The following is a 15,595-nucleotide window of genomic DNA, read 5'->3' as shown; positions in this document are numbered from 1 at the left end:
GCAACGCGCGCCCCACCTGGCCGACGCCGCCGCCGGCCCTGCCTTTTGCTCAGCCGCAGGCGTCCTTCTGCGCGCCGCCTACGGTCCGCGCGAGGCGGTCTCCGCCCGCAAGCTGATGTCCCGCCAGATCACAGCGGCGGATGCGCCAAAGGTTCACCGTGGCGGCATGGTAGCCCGGGCGGCGGGCTGGCTGCGGGATAATCTGTAGCTGTCTGCGCGGTTTGCATTCTAAATAACGTCGCTTTGCGGCCCTATTTCTCTCTGACTGCGATTAGAGAGAATGCTGATGCGCGCGTATACCTGAAAGAATTTTTCTGATTTCGAGCAATTTCAAAAAATTCTTTCCAAGAGCAGCAACGTTGTTAGGTATGTGTCTTTGCTGTGGCGGGATTGTTACATTACCGACGCTCAATGGCCTGATTTAGGTCACAATGGTTGTCCTTCCGTCATTTTCCGTTAGATGTGGTCATTAGGCATGCGCGTCGTTTCGGACGCGTGCGTTCGCTGATCATAGCTTTTTGGGGGCAACTATTATGAGTTTGAAGCGCAAATACCTGTTTGGGACGACTGTCTTGGCGGGTGTGGTTGCGGTCGCTGCGCCTGCCATGGCGCAGACCCAGACGCCGCCAGTGTCGGAAGAATCGACGCAGGTCGAAGAAATCGTCGTCACCGGTTCACGTATTCGTCGTGATCCGACGACTGTGGCCGCTCCGATCATTCAGATCGACGGTGCGGCGCTGCTCGAGACGGGCATGCCCACGGTTATCGACTACCTTGCGACCATTCCGGCGCTGTCCAACTCGCTGGTTCCGTCGGATACGACGGGCTCGGGCCTGAATGACGGCGGTCTGGAATTCGCCAACCTGCGCTCCCTCGGGTCGGGCCGTACGCTGACGCTGATTGATGGCCGCCGCCATGTCGGCTCCTCGGCCGGCACGTTGTCGGTCGATGTGTCGACGATTCCGCGCCTGCTGATTCAGAACATCGAGATCATCACCGGCGGCGCTTCGTCGGTTTACGGCGCCGACGCCGTGTCGGGCGTCGTCAACTACACGCTGCGCAAAGACTACGAAGGCCTCGAGATCGACGCCAACTATGGTCAGCTGGTCAAGGGCGGCGACGCCGTTACCCGCCGCGTGTCGGCCCTGGGCGGCATCAACCTGTTTGACGATCGTCTGAACGTCTATGCCCATGCTGAATGGGAAAAGGCCGATGAGCTTCGTTCGAACCAGATCGGTTGGATGCGTCGGGGTCGTGTCGGGCTGGGCATTGACGCCGACCCGACCAACCTGGCCATCGGCCCGGCGGCTGATGGCTTTATAGATACCGGAGAGTTCTTCAACGCTCGCCGCCTTGATCGTCCGCTCTGGGGTACGACGACCCTGGCCAACATGCAACGCCCCAGCCCGTTCGGTGATCCGGACGTTCCGGTGGCGGCGTGCCGCAGCTTCTCGACCTCGTCCAACTGCTTCAGCGTGGACCCAGCTTACACCTACTGGTTTGACGGCGCCACGGCGCGTCTGGCTGACTTCGGCCAGCGTATCGGCAACACCGGCGCCAACCGTCCGTGGAATATCGGCGGTGACGGCGAACTGGCTAACATGACGGCTTTTGACGCCTGGACCCGTTTCCCTGAACAAGAAGCGCAACGTTACCAGGTCGGCGCCAACCTGCAGGTGAGCGACAACATTCGCGCGACGTTTGAAGCGAAATACACGACCGAGGACGCCTTCGATCAGGGCCAGTTCTCTTTCTGGGATATCTTCATTGTCGATTCAGCTCTGGCGTGCGGCGGCACGCCGTTTGGCGGCGCGGCTCGCAGTTGCAACAACGGGAATACTCCGGGCTTGATCGGCGGTACCAGTTCGTTCGCCACGCGGACGGACAACGCCTTCCTGCCGGCCAATCTCGCTACGGCAATCCGCAACAACACCTTCATTCCCTATTCTGATCCGACGAACACGACGCCGGGCGCGCCGGGTACGGCCGTGACCGCTCCGATCGCCTTGCACCGCGGCTTCGGCATTCCGCGTGATCAGACCAACAATCGTGAGGTCCAGCGTTACGTCGCGGCGTTCGAAGGCGATTACGATCGTATCGGCTTCATCAACAACGCCAACTGGAGTCTGTCGTACACCTACGGCGAAATGAACAATAAGAACCGTGAGACGGGACCGGATGCGATCCGCTTCGGCCACGCCATGGACTCCATCGTCGATACGGCCGGCATTGTGAACGGCAAGCCAGGCGAGATCGTCTGTCGGGTCCAGCACCTGGCGGCGCGCGGCATTGCGGTTCAGGAGCAGAACCCCAACACGACGACGACGAGCTACACCGATGCCGCCACCAACCCGGAAATCGCGGGTTGTAAGCCGCTGAACGTCTTCGGCATGGGGAACCAATCGGCTGAAGCTCTCGAATACATTTCGGCCAGCGTAACGGTTCATGAGAAGAACGTGCAGGAAAGCGCGGTCGCGACCTTCGGTGGTCAGGTTGGCGACTTCTGGGGCGCTGGTCAGATCGGCTTCTCGGTGGGCGCCGAATACCGCCGGGAGTATACCGAGGGCGTCGGCCGTAGCCGCGACACGAACAACCGCCTGCTGCAGTTGAACACAGGCGCTGATTTCCTGGGTGTCGAATACGAGACCACGGAATTCTTCGCAGAATTGGCTATTCCGCTGTTCCGTGACAGCTGGTTGGGCGAGTATGCTGAGTTCAACGGCTCGTACCGCACGTTTGATTATACGACTGCGGGCACGGGCGACGTCTATGGCCTTAGCCTGGTCTATCGTCCGATCCAGGACATCATGTTCAAGACCAGCTTCAATACGTCTTTCCGGGCTCCGAACCTGTCCGAAAACTACCGTCCTTACGGCCAGACGTTCGTGAACAGCTTCTCCGATCCATGCGACACGCGTGTCATTGCTTCCTTGAGCGGCAATAATGCGGCGGAAATCCGCACAAATCGTATCGCCAACTGTACGGCTCTGGCTGCCCAGAAGGGTCTGGCATATGACTTCGGTCAGGCGACGGTCGGTATCGGAGACGACTATCGTCCCGCCTATTCGGCCGGTGTCGCCAGTGTTCTGGCTGGCAACCCGGATCTGCGTCCTGAGACGTCGGAATCCTTCACCTTCTCGACGATCCTGCGCCCGCGGTTCATCCCGAACTTCAGCTTGGTGCTGGATTATTATGAGATCACGATCGACGATGTGATCGTCACGCCGTCGGGCCAGCAGATCGCTAACCAGTGCGTCAACGGCGCTCAACTGGACGCTGTGGCCTGCGCCCTGATCCGCCGCGAGAACCCGAACAACGACGCTGATCCGTTCAACGTCTTCAAGGTTGGCGCTCCCGTTGGCGATCCGATCGGCGGCTTCATCCTGCAGACGCTGAACTTTGCTAAGCTGGAAACTCGCGGTCTGGACATTACGGCCACCTACAGCCTCGATACCGAAGAAATCTTTGGTAAGAACTTCGGCCGCTTTAATTACTCCTTTGGCGCACTGTGGTTGATCGAGCAGAAGCAGTACACCAGCCTTACGAATCGTGACTTCTTCGATGATCTAACCACCAACGTCTTCTACCCGAGGCTAGAGGGCACCTCGCGCCTGAGCTGGACTTCGCCCAACAATAAACTGAGCGTGAGCTGGCTGGCCGACTGGATGGCTTCGCAGGACTTGGTCAAGAAGCGCGACGCCATCGCGTCGGGCAACGTCGATCAGTCCCCGACCGACTGGTGGACTACGGGCAACTTCGTCCGCCACGACGTAAGCTTCAACTATAAGGTCACAGATGATGTCACCGTGCGCGCTGGCGTGACCAACCTGACGGATGTCGAACCGCCGCTCTACCTGGGCTTCGCATCGACCTTCGACCCATATGGGCGTCGCTTCTTCGTTGGCCTGAACTACAAGCTGTTCTAAGTCGAACAACTCTTTCGAAACGGAGAGGGCGGCTCGAGAGAGCCGCCCTTTTCACATTCGCGGCGAACCAAGACCGAAGAAAGTTCACGAAATCTGCGGTCAAGCTGTTCGCAGCGACTATCATTCCGTCCGACTCACGCTATCGAGGTAACCCTTCGTTAACGCAGTCAGGGTTTTCCTTAACGCGCTCATAACCAATGCGATTCGGCGGGGAGTTCGCATCGGGGACGAAGGGCAGGGTCCTTAGGTCGGAATAATACAATGTCTCTCTCGCTGGTCAGGCCGGAAGCTACGGAATTGAAGCCCCGCATCGTCGTCTTCGGCGTAGGCGGAGCGGGCGGAAACGCGGTCAACAACATGATCGACTCCGGCCTTGAGGGCGTGGAGTTCGTCGTCGCCAACACCGACGCCCAGCATCTGAGCTTCGCCAAGACCGACCGCCGCATCCAACTGGGCGAGACGATCACGCAAGGCTTGGGCGCCGGCGCCCACCCCGAAGTCGGCATGAACGCCGCCGAGGAGAGCGCGGACGAGATCCACGCGCACCTGGAAGGCGCGCACATGGTCTTCATCACCTGCGGCATGGGCGGCGGCACCGGCACCGGCGCGGCGCCGGTCATCGCCAAATGCGCGCGTGATCGCGGCATCCTGACCGTCGGCGTGGTGACCAAGCCCTTCACCTTCGAGGGGCGTCACCGGATGCGCCTGGCCGACGCGGGCGTGGCCGAGCTGCAGCGCTACGTCGACACTCTGATCGTCATTCCGAACCAGAACCTGTTCCGCGTCGCCAACGAACGCACCACCTTCTCCGACGCCTTCGGCATGGCGGACCAGGTGCTGCACTCGGGCGTCCGCTCGATCACCGACCTGATGATCCTGCCGGGTCTGATCAACCTCGACTTCGCCGACGTCCGCGCCGTGATGAGCGAGATGGGCAAGGCCATGATGGGCACGGGCGAGGCCACGGGCGACGACCGCGCCCTGCTGGCGGCGCAGAACGCCATCGCCAACCCGCTGCTGGACGAGACCAGCCTGAAGGGCGCCAAGGCCGTGCTGGTGAACATCACCGGCGGCATGGACATGACCCTGCTGGAAGTCGACGAGGCCGCCAACGCCATCGCCGGCGAAGTGGACGGCGACGCCAACATCATCTTCGGCGCCGCCTTCGACCCGGCCCTGGACGGCAAGATCCGCGTCTCGGTCGTCGCGACGGGCATGGATGAAGCCGTCATCCAGCAGATCGAGCCGCAGGGCCAGAGCTTCGGCCGCACCGGCGGCCTGCCGAACGCGACGTCGCGTCAGCCGGAAGTCCGCATCGATCCGGTGCGCGAAGCCGCCCCGCAGCCGGCGCCCGCTCCGGTCTATGAAGCTCCGGCCGCGCGCGTGCCTGAGCCGAAGATCGAAGCCAAGCCCGAGCCGGTCATCCGTGACGCGCCGCGCAATCTGGAGCCGATCATCGATCCGTGGGTCGAGGAATATGAGCAGAGCGCCGGTCGGGCCCAACCCGCCGCCTCTTCCGAGCAGGGCGACCTCTATTTCGACCGTGCGCCGCAGCGTCAGCAACCGGCGCCGCAGCAACCGGCCCAGCGTCCGGCCGCCCGTCATGAAGAGCCCGCCGAGGAGCCCTTCTACGACGAGCGCGACCATCGCCGCAGCGGTTGGAGCCTGTTCGGCCGCAAGCGTCAGCAGCCGCAGCAGCAACAGTCCTATGCGCCGCCGCCGTCGTCGAACCGCACGACCCAGCAACTGCGCCAGACCCAGGCGATGCAGCCCCAGCAGCAAGATCCGCAGGTGGGCCAGTCCGAGGATGACGACCTGGAAATCCCTTCCTTTCTCCGCCGCCTCGCGAACTGATCGGCCTAAGAAGCCCTGAAACAGAAACGCCTCGGAGCCGACCTCCGGGGCGTTTTTGCGTGTGGGGACGGGGCTGGGACGTGTCGTCGAACCGAAACAATCCGAAACCCGACTTTCATTTCGGGCTTGAGCCCCGAGGCGTAAACGACAGGTGAGGCGAAGACCGTCCCGTTTGGGGCGGGTCGCGCAACAGAGAGTTTCCGAGTGACGGTCCGCAACGACCAGTACGAACAGACCATCGTCGCCCCGGCCATCTGCGCCGGCGTCGGCGTGCACACCGGCCGCCGCGTGCGTCTGGTCGTGCGCCCGGCTGCGCCCGGCCACGGCATCGTCTTCGTGCGCACGGACGTCACCGACCGCGACAACCGCATCCCGGTCTCGGGCGAGGCGGTCGTGGATGCCCGCCTGAACACCATGATCGAGAACGCGGCGGGCGTGCGCCTGTCGACGATCGAGCACCTGATGGCCGCCCTGGCCGCCCTGGGCGTCTCCAACGCCGTGATCGAGGTGGACGGGCCGGAACTGCCGATCCTGGACGGTTCGGCCTTGCCGTTCGTGCAACTGCTGGACCGCGCGGGTTTCCGCCGTCAGGAAGCGCCCCAGACCTATATCGAGATCCTGAAGCCCATCCGGGTGGAGGAGGGCGACAAGTCCGCCGTCCTTAAGCCCTGCGACCGCTATGAGATGCGCTTCGAGATCGAATTCCCCACGCCGGTCATCGGCCATCAGGTGGTGGATTTCGTGGTGGATGAGGCGACCTTCCGTTCGGACATCATGGCGGCCCGCACCTTTGGCTTCGCCCATGAGGTCGAGGCCCTGCGTCAGGCCGGTCTGGCCCGCGGCGGCTCGCTGGAGAACGCCGTGGTCATCGACGGCGACCAGATCCTGAACCCCGGCGGCCTGCGCATGGAGCGCGAATTCGTGCGCCACAAGGCGCTGGACGCCATCGGCGACCTGTATGTGCTCGGCGCGCCGCTGCTGGGTCGCTATGAAGGCGTCAAGGCGGGCCACGCCCTGAACAACAAGCTGGTCCGCGCCCTGCTGGCTCAGCCGGATGCGTGGCGCGAGACGGTTCGCGTGCCCGACATGGCGATGGCGGGCTGACCGCTTCCTTCTCCCCTTGAGGGAGAAGGTGGCAGGCGGAGCCTGACGGATGAGGGGTGTGATCGCCCGGGCATCCGGATGGGCGCGTCGCCGTCCTCGCTAATTTTTAGATGCCGGCTGACACCCCTCATCCGAGCGCCTCCGGCGCCCACCTTCTCCCTCAAGGGGAGAAGGGTCAGGTGAGGGTGATTGCTGAGATCAACCGGCCGAAGTCGGGCTCGCCCGCCAGATAGGCGCGACGGTTGGAGTAGAAGCGCCCTTCATCGGCGCGCGTGTCGTCGCCGGTCCAGGCCGTCTCGCCGACGCCCGCCTGCTCCAGTCGCCACAGGACGAAGCCGGGCAGGTCGAACTGGCGCTTGTCGTCCGTCGCGCCGAGGGCGAAGAAGCGTTCGCTGCCGGGATCGTGGTGGGCGAAGCGGTCCTGATAGTCGGCGCCGACCTCATAGGAGGCCTGGGCGATGCAGGGGCCGACGACGGCGACGATGCGCGACGGCTCGGCGCCCAGCGCCTGCATGGCCGCGACCGTCGAGTGGATGACGCCGCCAAGAGCGCCCTTCCAGCCTGCGTGGGCGGCGCCGATGACGCCCGCCTCGGCGTCGGCGAACAGCACGGGGGCGCAGTCGGCGGTCAGGACGGTCAGCACCGGCCCCTTCACGCCCGCGACCACGGCGTCGCCCTCGGGGCGTTCTCCGGCCCAGCCGCTTTCGGCCACGCGGGCGACGGCGGAGTGGACCTGATAGCAGCCGCACAGGTCGTCGGCGGCGCCGCCCATCCATTCGGCGACGCGGCGGCGGTTCTCGGCGACGCGGGCCGGGTCGTCCTTGGAGCCGACGCCTGCGTTCAGTCCGGCGTAGAGGCCGTCCGATACGCCGCCCGCGCGGGTGAAGAAGCCGTGGCGCACCCCGACCCTGGTCAGCAGCGGATGGGTGATGGGGTTCAGGCTCATGCGGCGCCCTCCAGTTCGAAACGGGCGGCGTCGATGGCGGCCTGAACGGCCTTGCGGGCCTGGGGGCTGTTCTTCCAGCAGGTCGAGCCGACGCTGGCGGCGGCTCCGGCGCAGACGACGGCCGCGTCGGCCTGGGCCAGACGGACGAAGCCGCCGACGCCCAGTTCTTCCAGCCGCTGGATCACCTTGGGACCGACGCCCTTGGTCGCCAACAGGATCTGGCGCTCATGCTCGGTGAAGGTCATGGCCGCATCAGTCTCCATCATCGGGCGGGCCGCGTCAGAAGCCCGGCAGGGCTAGTGAACGGGGCGAGAAGATCGCCGTCGCCTTGAACAGCTCGCCCATCTGATCCGGCGCGGTCAGGCGATCCAGCTGGCGCTGGATGACCGGGGCGGCTTCGGGGCGTCCCTGCATCAACCGCTGGGCGCGAGCTTCGATCCCCAGCGCCTGCAGGAAGGCGCCCTGGCTGACGCAGCCGGTGACGTCGGCGCCGCCGCGCACGGCGGCCTCCAGCACCAGGGGGAAGTCGGCCCACTGCGTCAGGTCGGCCTCGCCCGGCGTCGACAGGGGATCAACCTTCTGGTGCCGCCGCAGGGCCTGAAGCGTGTCGCCCGCCTCGGGCTTGCTGCGGCCGTAGTCGATCAGCAGGGCGGCGCCGGATGCGGCGCGGATCAGGCTGGCCAGATCGCGGCCGAAGGCGGCCTGCTGTTCCGAAATCTCGATGATCTGTCCCGGCTCGACGTCAAAGCCCGGCGCCTCGAAGCCGTCGGCGATGGCGGTCAGGCCGAAGGTCAGTTCATCAGCGTCGGTGACGCCGATGCGGCGCTCGGCCCAGCCGCCTTCGGTCTTGATGAACTGGCGCGCGGGCAGGCAGTCCAGCACCTCATTGGCGATCAGGATGACCGGGGCGTCCGTCTCGATCTTGTGCAGGGCGCTGAGCCAGCGCGGATGCACGTCGGCGTCGGCCAGCCGCCGCGCCTGCTCGGCGCGCAGCGGTGCGCTGGGCTCGATCAGGATCAGGTCGACCGCCTGCAGGAAGCCGGGGACCAGCCTCGCCGCGCGCAGCACGTCGGACATCAGCGTGCCGTCGCCGGGGCCGACCTCGACCAGCCGCACCCGCTCGGGCGCGCCCAGACGGGTCCAGGTCTCGACCGCCCACAGGCCGATCAGTTCGCCGAACATCTGGCTGACCATGGGGGCGGTGATGAAGTCGCCCCGCTCGCCCAGCGCGGGGCGAGTGGCGTAGTAGCCGCCCTTGGGGTCGTGCAGGCATCGGGTGACGTAGTCCGCCACCGTCATCGGCCCGGTCAGCACGATCTCGCGGACCAGGCGGTCCTTGAGCGTCTCCGCCATGATGGTCTTACGCCTCCGTGACGGCCGGCTTCTTCAGCGCCCGCCAGATCAGCCAGGCGCCGACCAGCATCATCGGGATCGACAGGATCATGCCCATGGTCAGGCCCAGCGGCAGGTTCTCCAGCCCGGCGTCGGGCTGACGCACGTTCTCCAGCGCGGCGCGGCAGACGCCGTAGCCCAGCAGGAACAGGCCGGTGACGAAGCCCGGACGCTTCAGCATCCGCCACTTCCAGATCGCCAGCGACAGGATGACGAACAGCAGCAGGCCCTCCAGCCCCGCCTCATACAGCTGGCTGGGGTGGCGCGGCTCGTTGCCGGCGGGGCAGAAGCCGTACATCTGCTGGATGCGTTCGTTGCAGAAGCGGATGGCCCAGGGAACCGTCGTTTCGCGCCCCCACAGCTCGCCGTTGATGAAGTTGGCGATGCGGCCGAAGAACAGGCCCAGCGGCGCGACTGGGGCGATCAGGTCGCCCAGGCTGAGCGGGTTCACCTTCTGGCGATTGGCATAGAGGGTGATGGCGATGACGACGCCCAGGAAGCCGCCGTGGAAGCTCATCCCGCCGGTCCACAGCTGCAGCAGCTCCAGCCGCTCGCCCCAGCTGTCGCCGGTGAACAACTGAGCGAACATCTCCGGCTTGTAGAAGAGGGCGTAGCCGAAACGACCGCCGAGGATGACGCCCAGCGTGATCCACAGCACCAGGTCGTCCAACTGCTGGCCATTCACCGGCGACTTGCCCGGCGCCCACAGCCGCTCGGTCTTGGCCAGACGCGAGGCGTACCACCAGCCCAGGACGATGCCGGCGACATAGGCCAGGGCGTACCAGCGAATGGGCAGGGGGCCGAGGTGGATCAGGACAGGGTCGAATTCGGGAAAGGGCACGGGGCCTCCGTCTGCGCCTTCAGAAGTTGTCCATCGTCTAGCAAGCGGGACTGCATTCGTCGCGCGCTTTTCCCGCGAAGCAGTCTATAGGCCGCAGGCAGGTAAGATTTGGTTTACCCAAATCAATGCACCGTTAACCACGTTCGGGCCGATGGTCCGAGAGTTCTCAAGAGGCCGCCATGCAGACGCGCAATCCCCTCCTTGATGAGTTCGCCAAGCTGACCACCGGCGCCATGGGCCTGGCCCAGGCCGCGGGTGAAGAGGCCAAGGCCGCCTGGCGCGCCCAGGCCGACCGCTTCGTCGCTGAAATGGATCTGGTCCGTCGCGACGAGTTCGACGTGCTGAAGGACGAGATCGCCGCCCTGCGCGCCGAGATCGCGGCGCTGAAGGCTGCGGCTCCGGCCCCGAAGAAGGTCGCCAAGGGATCGTCCACAGACGCGGCTTCGACCCCGGATTCAGCCGGTTGAGCCGAATCTGCGAACACGCCTACCGTCCTCGAAAGCGCTCACTTGAGTCGCTGTCGCTGCTGAAGAAGTTGAACGCCTGATGGATGCTGTGAGACCCGAAGAGGTCGACCTGCCCTTTGATCCGCTGGATGTGGTCGAACACGTCCTGACGGCGGAGAACCTGCCGTTCGACCGCACGGACGAGGGCGATCTGGCCTTCGCCCTGGCCGGCGACTGGAAGGACTATGAGCTGTGGTTCGCCTGGCGGCCCGAGGGCGACTGCCTTCAGTTGTGCCTGGCGCTGGACCTGCGGGTGGCCAAGACGCGGCGCGCGGCGGCCTATGAACTGGTCTCCATGATCAACCAGCGCACCTGGCTGGGCCATTTCGAGATCTGGCCGGACGAGGGCGAGATCGTCTTCCGCCACGCCCTGGCCCTGCCGCACACCGAGCGTCCGACCCTGGCGCAGGCCGCGTCCATGATCGACGCGGCGGTCGAGGCGGCGGACCGTTACTATCCGGCCTTCGACTTCATGGTGCGCGGCTCCAAGAAGCCGAAGGAGGCGATCGACGCCTGCCTGTTCGAGACCGTGGGCAACGCCTGATGAGCGGCAACGGACGTCCGGTCGTGCTTCAGGGCGTCGGACGCCTGGGCTCGGCCATTCTGGAAGGCTGGCTGGCGACGGGCGCCGTCGACCCGGCCGATCTGATCATCCTGACGCCGTCCGAAAAGCCGGTCGCCGAGGCGGCGCGGGCCAGGGGCGCGCGGATCAATCCGCCGCTGGAGGAACTGGCGAACGCTCGGGCCTTCGTCATCGGCGTGAAGCCCGCCAAATGGCTGGAGGCCGCGCAGGCCGTCCTGCCGCATCTGGCGGCGGACGCCGTGATCGTCTCGGTCATGGCCGGGGTGCGCGGCGAGACGATCTCTGACGGTTACAGCGGCCGCCCGGTCGTGCGCGTCATGCCGACGACCGGCGTGGCCCAGGCGCGCGGCGTGGCGACGCTGTGGTCGGATGACGCGGACGCGCTGAAGATTGGACAGTCGCTGTTCGAGCCGATCGCCGAGACGGTCCTGCTGGACGATGAGGCCCTGATGCACGCGGCGACGGCGGTGTCCGGCTGCGGACCGGCCTATTTCTTCGCCTTCACCCGCGCCCTGGCCGAGGCCGGGGAGGCCGAAGGTCTGTCGCCCGAGGCGGCGGCGCGACTGGCGCGCGCCACCCTGCGTTCGGCTGCGGCGGGCGTGGAGGGCGACGAGGCTCTGAACGCCCTGATCGACCGCGTGGCCTCGCCCGGCGGGGTGACCCAGGCCGGTCTGATCGCCCTCAATGAAAACGGCGCCCTCGACCATTCTGTCGAAAGCGCCGTGAAGGCGGCGGTCGCCAAGTCCACTGAACTCAGCGGCTGATCGTCAGGCGCTTCAGCGTCGGACGAAACGACCCTCGGCCAGGTTGCGGGCCAGGCGGTCATAGGCGCGCTGGGCGTCGGTCCAGGTGGTCGAACCGCGCGCATCGGCCAGGGTCGGGGTGTAGTAGTCGAACTTGACCGGCTGGACCTCGCCCGAGGCCATGGTCACGGACCCTTCCACCGCCGCGCCGCCGATCGACAGGCTGCGCATGGAATCCAGACCCGGTTTGTCTGACAGTTGCTGCATCGTCGGGCGGTTGGGCTTCAGGTCGGTGATGACCAGTTCGACGCGAGCGCCGTCCAAGGCGTGACGATCCGTCAGCACGCGCTCGACGGTGCGGGTCAGGTCGCTCACCTGTTGCTGGACGTCGCGTTCGCCCAATTCTCGGGCGGTTTGGGCGAAGTCGGGGCTGACCGTCACGACGACGGCCGAGGGTTGGGCCGCAGCGGCGCCGGAAACGGCGAGGGCGGCGGCGAGCGGCGCAAGAAAAGCAATACGACGCATAGTACGGGCTCCTGATTCCAGGCCCCCCTGGAACACAGAACAAGATGGCGACGATTTTACGGTTCCGCTAGGGGCGCGAAGCAAAGATCTAGGCGGCGCGACGATCCGCCGGCAGTCGGATGGACGCCTTCAGCCCGCCCAGGTCGCTGCGGCCCAGGATGATGTCGCCGCCGTGGCCGCGCGCCACGTCCCGCGCCACGGCCAGGCCCAGACCCACCCCCTTGCGGTTCTGATTGCGCGAGGCGTCCAGCCGCGAGAAGGGGCGGAAGGCTTCTTCGTGCATGTCGTCGGGAATGCCGGGGCCGTCGTCCTCGACCAGGATCTCCAGCCCGCCGGAGGGCAGGGGGCGGGCTGACAGCCGCACCTTCTCGCCGTGCGAGGCGGCGTTGCCGACCAGGTTGTTGATCGCCCGACGGAAGGCCAGGGGGCGGGCCAGCATATTGAGATCGTCGGGGGCCTCGACTTCGGCCACGGCGCCCGAGCGGCGGGCGTCCTCGGCGGCGCGACGCAGCATTTCGGGTACGGAGATCGTCTGCATCGCCTCGCCCGCCTCGCCGCGCGCGAAGGCGAGGTACTCGTCGATCATGTGCTCCATCTCGTCCAGGTCGCCCTTCATCGCCTCGGCGCGCTTGAACGGCGGGGCCAGGGCCAGTTCGAGACGCAGCCGGGTCAGGGGCGTGCGCAGGTCATGGCTGACCGAGGCCAGCAGGGCCGTGCGCTGGTCGATGTGGCGCTGGATGCGCGAGCGCATGTCCAGGAAGGCTGTGGCGGCGGCCCGCACCTCGCGCGCGCCGTGCGGTTTGAAGCGCGGCACGCTCTCGCCCCGGCCGAAAGCTTCGGCGGCGGAGGCCAGGCGCTCGATGGCGCGCACCTGGTTGCGAATGAACAGCACCGCCACGCCCAGCAAAAGGATGGTGGCGATCATCAGCCACAGGACGAAGATGTGGGCCTGGGTCGCTACGGCCCGTTCACGCGGGGCGATGACGCGCAGCACGCCGTCAGCCTCCTGCACCCGGATGTCGACATAGGCGGGGTAGCGGGTGGTGTCGAACCAGAAGGGCTGGTCCAGCCGCGAGGCCAGGGCCTTCTCCAGCGTCCGGTCGACCAGGCCCAGGGCGCCGCGCCGTTCTTCGTCGGGCAGGGAGGCGGAGGGCTGGAAGGCGATGGACAGCTGCATCGACCGTTCGGCGCGCTCGGAGATCAGGGCCAGGTTCTGGGGCGAGGGATCGTCGCGATAGCTTTCGGCCGCCCAGGCCACGTCGCCGGCCAGACCCTCGGACAGGCGCGCCGTCACCGCCTGCCAGTGGGCGTCGAAGAAGGCCCATGTCACCGCCGCCTGCATGATCAGCACCGGCAGGACGATGATCAGCAGCGACCGTCCCCACAGGGAGGTCGGCAGCCGACGCTTGATCCACCGCGTCCAGACGTTGAACGGCATCAGCCGCATGAGGAGCGTTCCGGTCCTGTCGTCAGTCCGGCGCCAGCATATAGCCGACGCCGCGCACCGTCTGGAGGTAGCGCGGATTCTTGGGGTCCGCCTCCAGCTTGCGACGCAGGCGCGTCACCTGGACGTCCACGGCGCGGCCGGTCACATCGGCCGTGTCGGGCGACAGGGTCATGCGCTCGACCGGCGAATGGGCGTGGATGGCCAGGGTCTTGAGCAACTGCGCCTCAGCCTCGGTCAGACGTTGCAGTTCGCCGTCGCGCGTCAGCTCCAGCCGCTCCATGTCGAAGACGGCGGGGCCCATGCGGATCTCCTTGGGCGTCATCAGCTTGCCGCCGGTGCGGCGCAGGATGGCCTCGATCCGCAGCGACAGCTCGCGCGGGTCGAAGGGCTTGGACATATAGTCGTCGGCGCCGCGCGACAGGCCCTCGATCCGGTCGTCCGGGTCGCCCTTGGCCGTCAGCAGCAGGACCGGCGTCTTGGACAGGGCCGCCTGGCTGCGAATCCAGGTGGTCAGGTCGAAGCCGCTTTCGCCCGGCATCATCACGTCCAGCACGATCAGATCGAACTCGATCAGTTCGACCATGCGCCGCGCCGCGCCCGCGTGGGCGGCGCCGGTGACGCGATAGCCCTCGCGGCTCAGGAATTCCTTGAGCAGTTCGCGGATGCGGTCGTCGTCGTCGACGACCAGGATGTGCCGTCCGCTGCCGGCGGGCGCGATGGGGCCGGACCGGCCGTTGGCGCGAGGCTCGATCATGCTCACTGCGAATCTCCTCGCGAGGCGCCGTTGACGCGGGCGTGCGACGGGCGTCTAAATAAATATCTTGCGCGGGAGATGTTCTTCAATGGCCTTCGTTCCTTTCGACGATCGTGACGGATGGATCTGGTTTGACGGAGAATTCGTTCCCTGGCGGGAGGCGAAAACGCACGTTCTGACCCATGGCCTTCACTACGGCTCGTCGGTGTTCGAGGGTGAGCGTATGTATGGCGGTGAAATCTTCAAGCTGACCGCGCACAGCGAACGCCTGAAGCGCTCCGCCGAGCTGCTCGACTTCGAGATTCCCTATAGCGTGGCCGAGATCGACGCCGCCTGCAAGGAAACCTGCGCGCGCAACGGTCTGATCGACTGCTATATCCGCCCCGTCGCCTATCTGGGACCGGAACAGCTCAGCGTCACCGCCAAGAACAGTAAGGTCCATCTGGCCATCGCCGCCTGGGAATGGCCCAGCTATTTCGATCCCGAGGTCAAGAAGAAGGGCATCGCCCTGGAGTGGGCCAAGTGGCGCCGTCCCGACCCGGCCACGGCGCCGTCGACGGCCAAGGCGGCCGGCCTCTACATGATCTGCACCATGTCCAAGACGGCGGCCGAGAAGCGCGGCTTCGCCGACGCCCTGATGCTGGACTGGCGCGGCTATGTGGCCGAGGCGACCGGCGCCAACGTCTTCTTCGTCCGGAACGGCGTCCTGCACACGCCGCGTGTCGATCACATCCTGAACGGCATCACCCGTCAGACCGTCATCGAAATGGCCCAGGCGCGCGGGATCGAGGTCATTGTCCGCGACATCCTGCCGGAAGAGCTGGGTGATTTCTCCGAATGCTTCCTGACCGGCTCGGCCGCCGAGGTGACGCCGGTGGGCCAGGTCGGCGACTATCGCTTCACGCCGGGCGCGCTGTCGCTGAGCCTGATGGACGACTACGGCAAGCTTGTTCGTAGGACGCTCTAGTCTCCCT

General features: G+C 66.0%; 14 protein-coding genes and 1 pseudogene. 8 read left to right on the top strand and 7 right to left on the bottom strand.

Translation table 11 applies throughout. The annotated features are described in order from the left end of the window. From BDIM_RS18235 to lpxC, 4 genes and pseudogenes are all read left to right on the top strand, one after another. A pseudogene (locus BDIM_RS18235) lies at positions 1-208 on the top strand (cell division protein FtsA); the annotation flags it as partial. 325 nt (positions 209-533) lie between these two features. Then, positions 534-3,926 (top strand): TonB-dependent receptor, encoded by a 3,393-nt coding sequence (locus tag BDIM_RS00295; RefSeq protein WP_003163559.1) that lies wholly within the window; start codon positions 534-536, stop codon positions 3,924-3,926. 261 nt (positions 3,927-4,187) lie between these two features. Continuing rightward, on the top strand, positions 4,188-5,780 hold the full coding sequence (ftsZ, locus tag BDIM_RS00290) for a cell division protein FtsZ (RefSeq protein WP_003163558.1): 1,593 nt from the start codon (positions 4,188-4,190) through the stop codon (positions 5,778-5,780). A 204-nt stretch (positions 5,781-5,984) separates the two neighbouring features. Then, entirely contained in the window at positions 5,985-6,884 is a 900-nt protein-coding gene (gene lpxC, locus BDIM_RS00285; protein WP_003163557.1) for a UDP-3-O-acyl-N-acetylglucosamine deacetylase, read from the top strand. 175 nt (positions 6,885-7,059) lie between these two features. Here lpxC and pgeF read toward each other — a convergent pair whose 3' ends face one another. The 4 genes from pgeF to lgt are packed head-to-tail and all read right to left on the bottom strand — an operon-like array spanning position 7,060 to position 10,063. Then, positions 7,060-7,830, bottom strand: a complete 771-nt coding sequence (gene pgeF, locus BDIM_RS00280) for a peptidoglycan editing factor PgeF (RefSeq protein WP_003163556.1) — start codon at positions 7,828-7,830, stop codon at positions 7,060-7,062. Continuing rightward, on the bottom strand, positions 7,827-8,075 hold the full coding sequence (locus BDIM_RS00275) for a hypothetical protein (protein WP_040344434.1): 249 nt from the start codon (positions 8,073-8,075) through the stop codon (positions 7,827-7,829). The genes pgeF and BDIM_RS00275 overlap by 4 nt, the downstream gene beginning before the upstream one ends. A gap of 34 nt (positions 8,076-8,109) precedes the next feature. Continuing rightward, a complete protein-coding gene (locus BDIM_RS00270; RefSeq protein ID WP_003163554.1) occupies positions 8,110-9,183 on the bottom strand; it encodes a class I SAM-dependent methyltransferase in 1,074 nt (357 codons plus the stop codon). Between the two features lie 7 nt (positions 9,184-9,190). Next, on the bottom strand, positions 9,191-10,063 hold the full coding sequence (gene lgt / locus BDIM_RS00265) for a prolipoprotein diacylglyceryl transferase (RefSeq protein ID WP_003163553.1): 873 nt from the start codon (positions 10,061-10,063) through the stop codon (positions 9,191-9,193). Between the two features lie 179 nt (positions 10,064-10,242). Between lgt and BDIM_RS00260 the strand changes: the two genes are divergently transcribed. From BDIM_RS00260 to BDIM_RS00250, 3 genes are all read left to right on the top strand, one after another. Then, positions 10,243-10,530 carry an accessory factor UbiK family protein gene (locus BDIM_RS00260; protein ID WP_003163552.1) on the top strand — a complete coding sequence of 96 codons (288 nt, stop codon included), beginning with the start codon at positions 10,243-10,245 and terminating at the stop codon, positions 10,528-10,530. A 79-nt stretch (positions 10,531-10,609) separates the two neighbouring features. Next, positions 10,610-11,113, top strand: a complete 504-nt coding sequence (locus tag BDIM_RS00255) for a type III secretion system chaperone family protein (protein ID WP_004370784.1) — start codon at positions 10,610-10,612, stop codon at positions 11,111-11,113. Next, positions 11,113-11,916: a pyrroline-5-carboxylate reductase family protein gene (locus BDIM_RS00250; RefSeq protein ID WP_003163550.1), complete on the top strand. Its 804-nt coding sequence runs from the start codon at positions 11,113-11,115 to the stop codon at positions 11,914-11,916. Before BDIM_RS00255 ends, BDIM_RS00250 begins: the two co-directional genes overlap by 1 nt. Before the next feature lie 12 nt (positions 11,917-11,928). Here the strand turns inward: BDIM_RS00250 and BDIM_RS00245 are convergent, their stop codons facing one another. The 3 genes from BDIM_RS00245 to BDIM_RS00235 all read right to left on the bottom strand — a co-directional run bounded on the left by BDIM_RS00245 (position 11,929) and on the right by BDIM_RS00235 (position 14,621). Further along, positions 11,929-12,420, bottom strand: a complete 492-nt coding sequence (locus BDIM_RS00245; protein WP_003163549.1) for a hypothetical protein — start codon at positions 12,418-12,420, stop codon at positions 11,929-11,931. A gap of 88 nt (positions 12,421-12,508) precedes the next feature. After that, positions 12,509-13,867: an ATP-binding protein gene (locus BDIM_RS00240; RefSeq protein WP_003163548.1), complete on the bottom strand. Its 1,359-nt coding sequence runs from the start codon at positions 13,865-13,867 to the stop codon at positions 12,509-12,511. Positions 13,868-13,889: 22 nt separating this feature from the next. Next, a complete protein-coding gene (locus BDIM_RS00235; protein WP_003163547.1) occupies positions 13,890-14,621 on the bottom strand; it encodes a response regulator in 732 nt (243 codons plus the stop codon). An 88-nt stretch (positions 14,622-14,709) separates the two neighbouring features. Here BDIM_RS00235 and BDIM_RS00230 point away from each other — a divergent pair, with 88 nt between their 5' ends. Next, on the top strand, positions 14,710-15,588 hold the full coding sequence (locus BDIM_RS00230; protein ID WP_003163546.1) for a branched-chain amino acid aminotransferase: 879 nt from the start codon (positions 14,710-14,712) through the stop codon (positions 15,586-15,588). Positions 15,589-15,595: the final 7 nt, after the last annotated feature.

The sequence above is a fragment of the Brevundimonas diminuta ATCC 11568 genome, from assembly GCF_000204035.1.
GTDB classification, from domain to species: Bacteria; Pseudomonadota; Alphaproteobacteria; order Caulobacterales; family Caulobacteraceae; genus Brevundimonas; species Brevundimonas diminuta.
Note: the sequence above shows the minus strand (reverse complement) of the source record. Positions and strands in the feature narration are given on the sequence as shown.

Coding starts and splice junctions, on each gene's coding strand:
- BDIM_RS00295 (WP_003163559.1), top strand. CDS start 534: ATGAGTTTGAAGCGCAAATACCTGTTTGGGACGACTGTCTTGGCGGGT.
- ftsZ (WP_003163558.1), top strand. CDS start 4,188: ATGTCTCTCTCGCTGGTCAGGCCGGAAGCTACGGAATTGAAGCCCCGC.
- pgeF (WP_003163556.1), bottom strand. CDS start 7,830: ATGAGCCTGAACCCCATCACCCATCCGCTGCTGACCAGGGTCGGGGTG.
- BDIM_RS00275 (WP_040344434.1), bottom strand. CDS start 8,075: ATGACCTTCACCGAGCATGAGCGCCAGATCCTGTTGGCGACCAAGGGC.
- BDIM_RS00270 (WP_003163554.1), bottom strand. CDS start 9,183: ATGGCGGAGACGCTCAAGGACCGCCTGGTCCGCGAGATCGTGCTGACC.
- BDIM_RS00260 (WP_003163552.1), top strand. CDS start 10,243: ATGCAGACGCGCAATCCCCTCCTTGATGAGTTCGCCAAGCTGACCACC.
- BDIM_RS00255 (WP_004370784.1), top strand. CDS start 10,610: ATGGATGCTGTGAGACCCGAAGAGGTCGACCTGCCCTTTGATCCGCTG.
- BDIM_RS00250 (WP_003163550.1), top strand. CDS start 11,113: ATGAGCGGCAACGGACGTCCGGTCGTGCTTCAGGGCGTCGGACGCCTG.
- BDIM_RS00245 (WP_003163549.1), bottom strand. CDS start 12,420: ATGCGTCGTATTGCTTTTCTTGCGCCGCTCGCCGCCGCCCTCGCCGTT.
- BDIM_RS00240 (WP_003163548.1), bottom strand. CDS start 13,867: ATGCGGCTGATGCCGTTCAACGTCTGGACGCGGTGGATCAAGCGTCGG.
- BDIM_RS00235 (WP_003163547.1), bottom strand. CDS start 14,621: ATGATCGAGCCTCGCGCCAACGGCCGGTCCGGCCCCATCGCGCCCGCC.
- BDIM_RS00230 (WP_003163546.1), top strand. CDS start 14,710: ATGGCCTTCGTTCCTTTCGACGATCGTGACGGATGGATCTGGTTTGAC.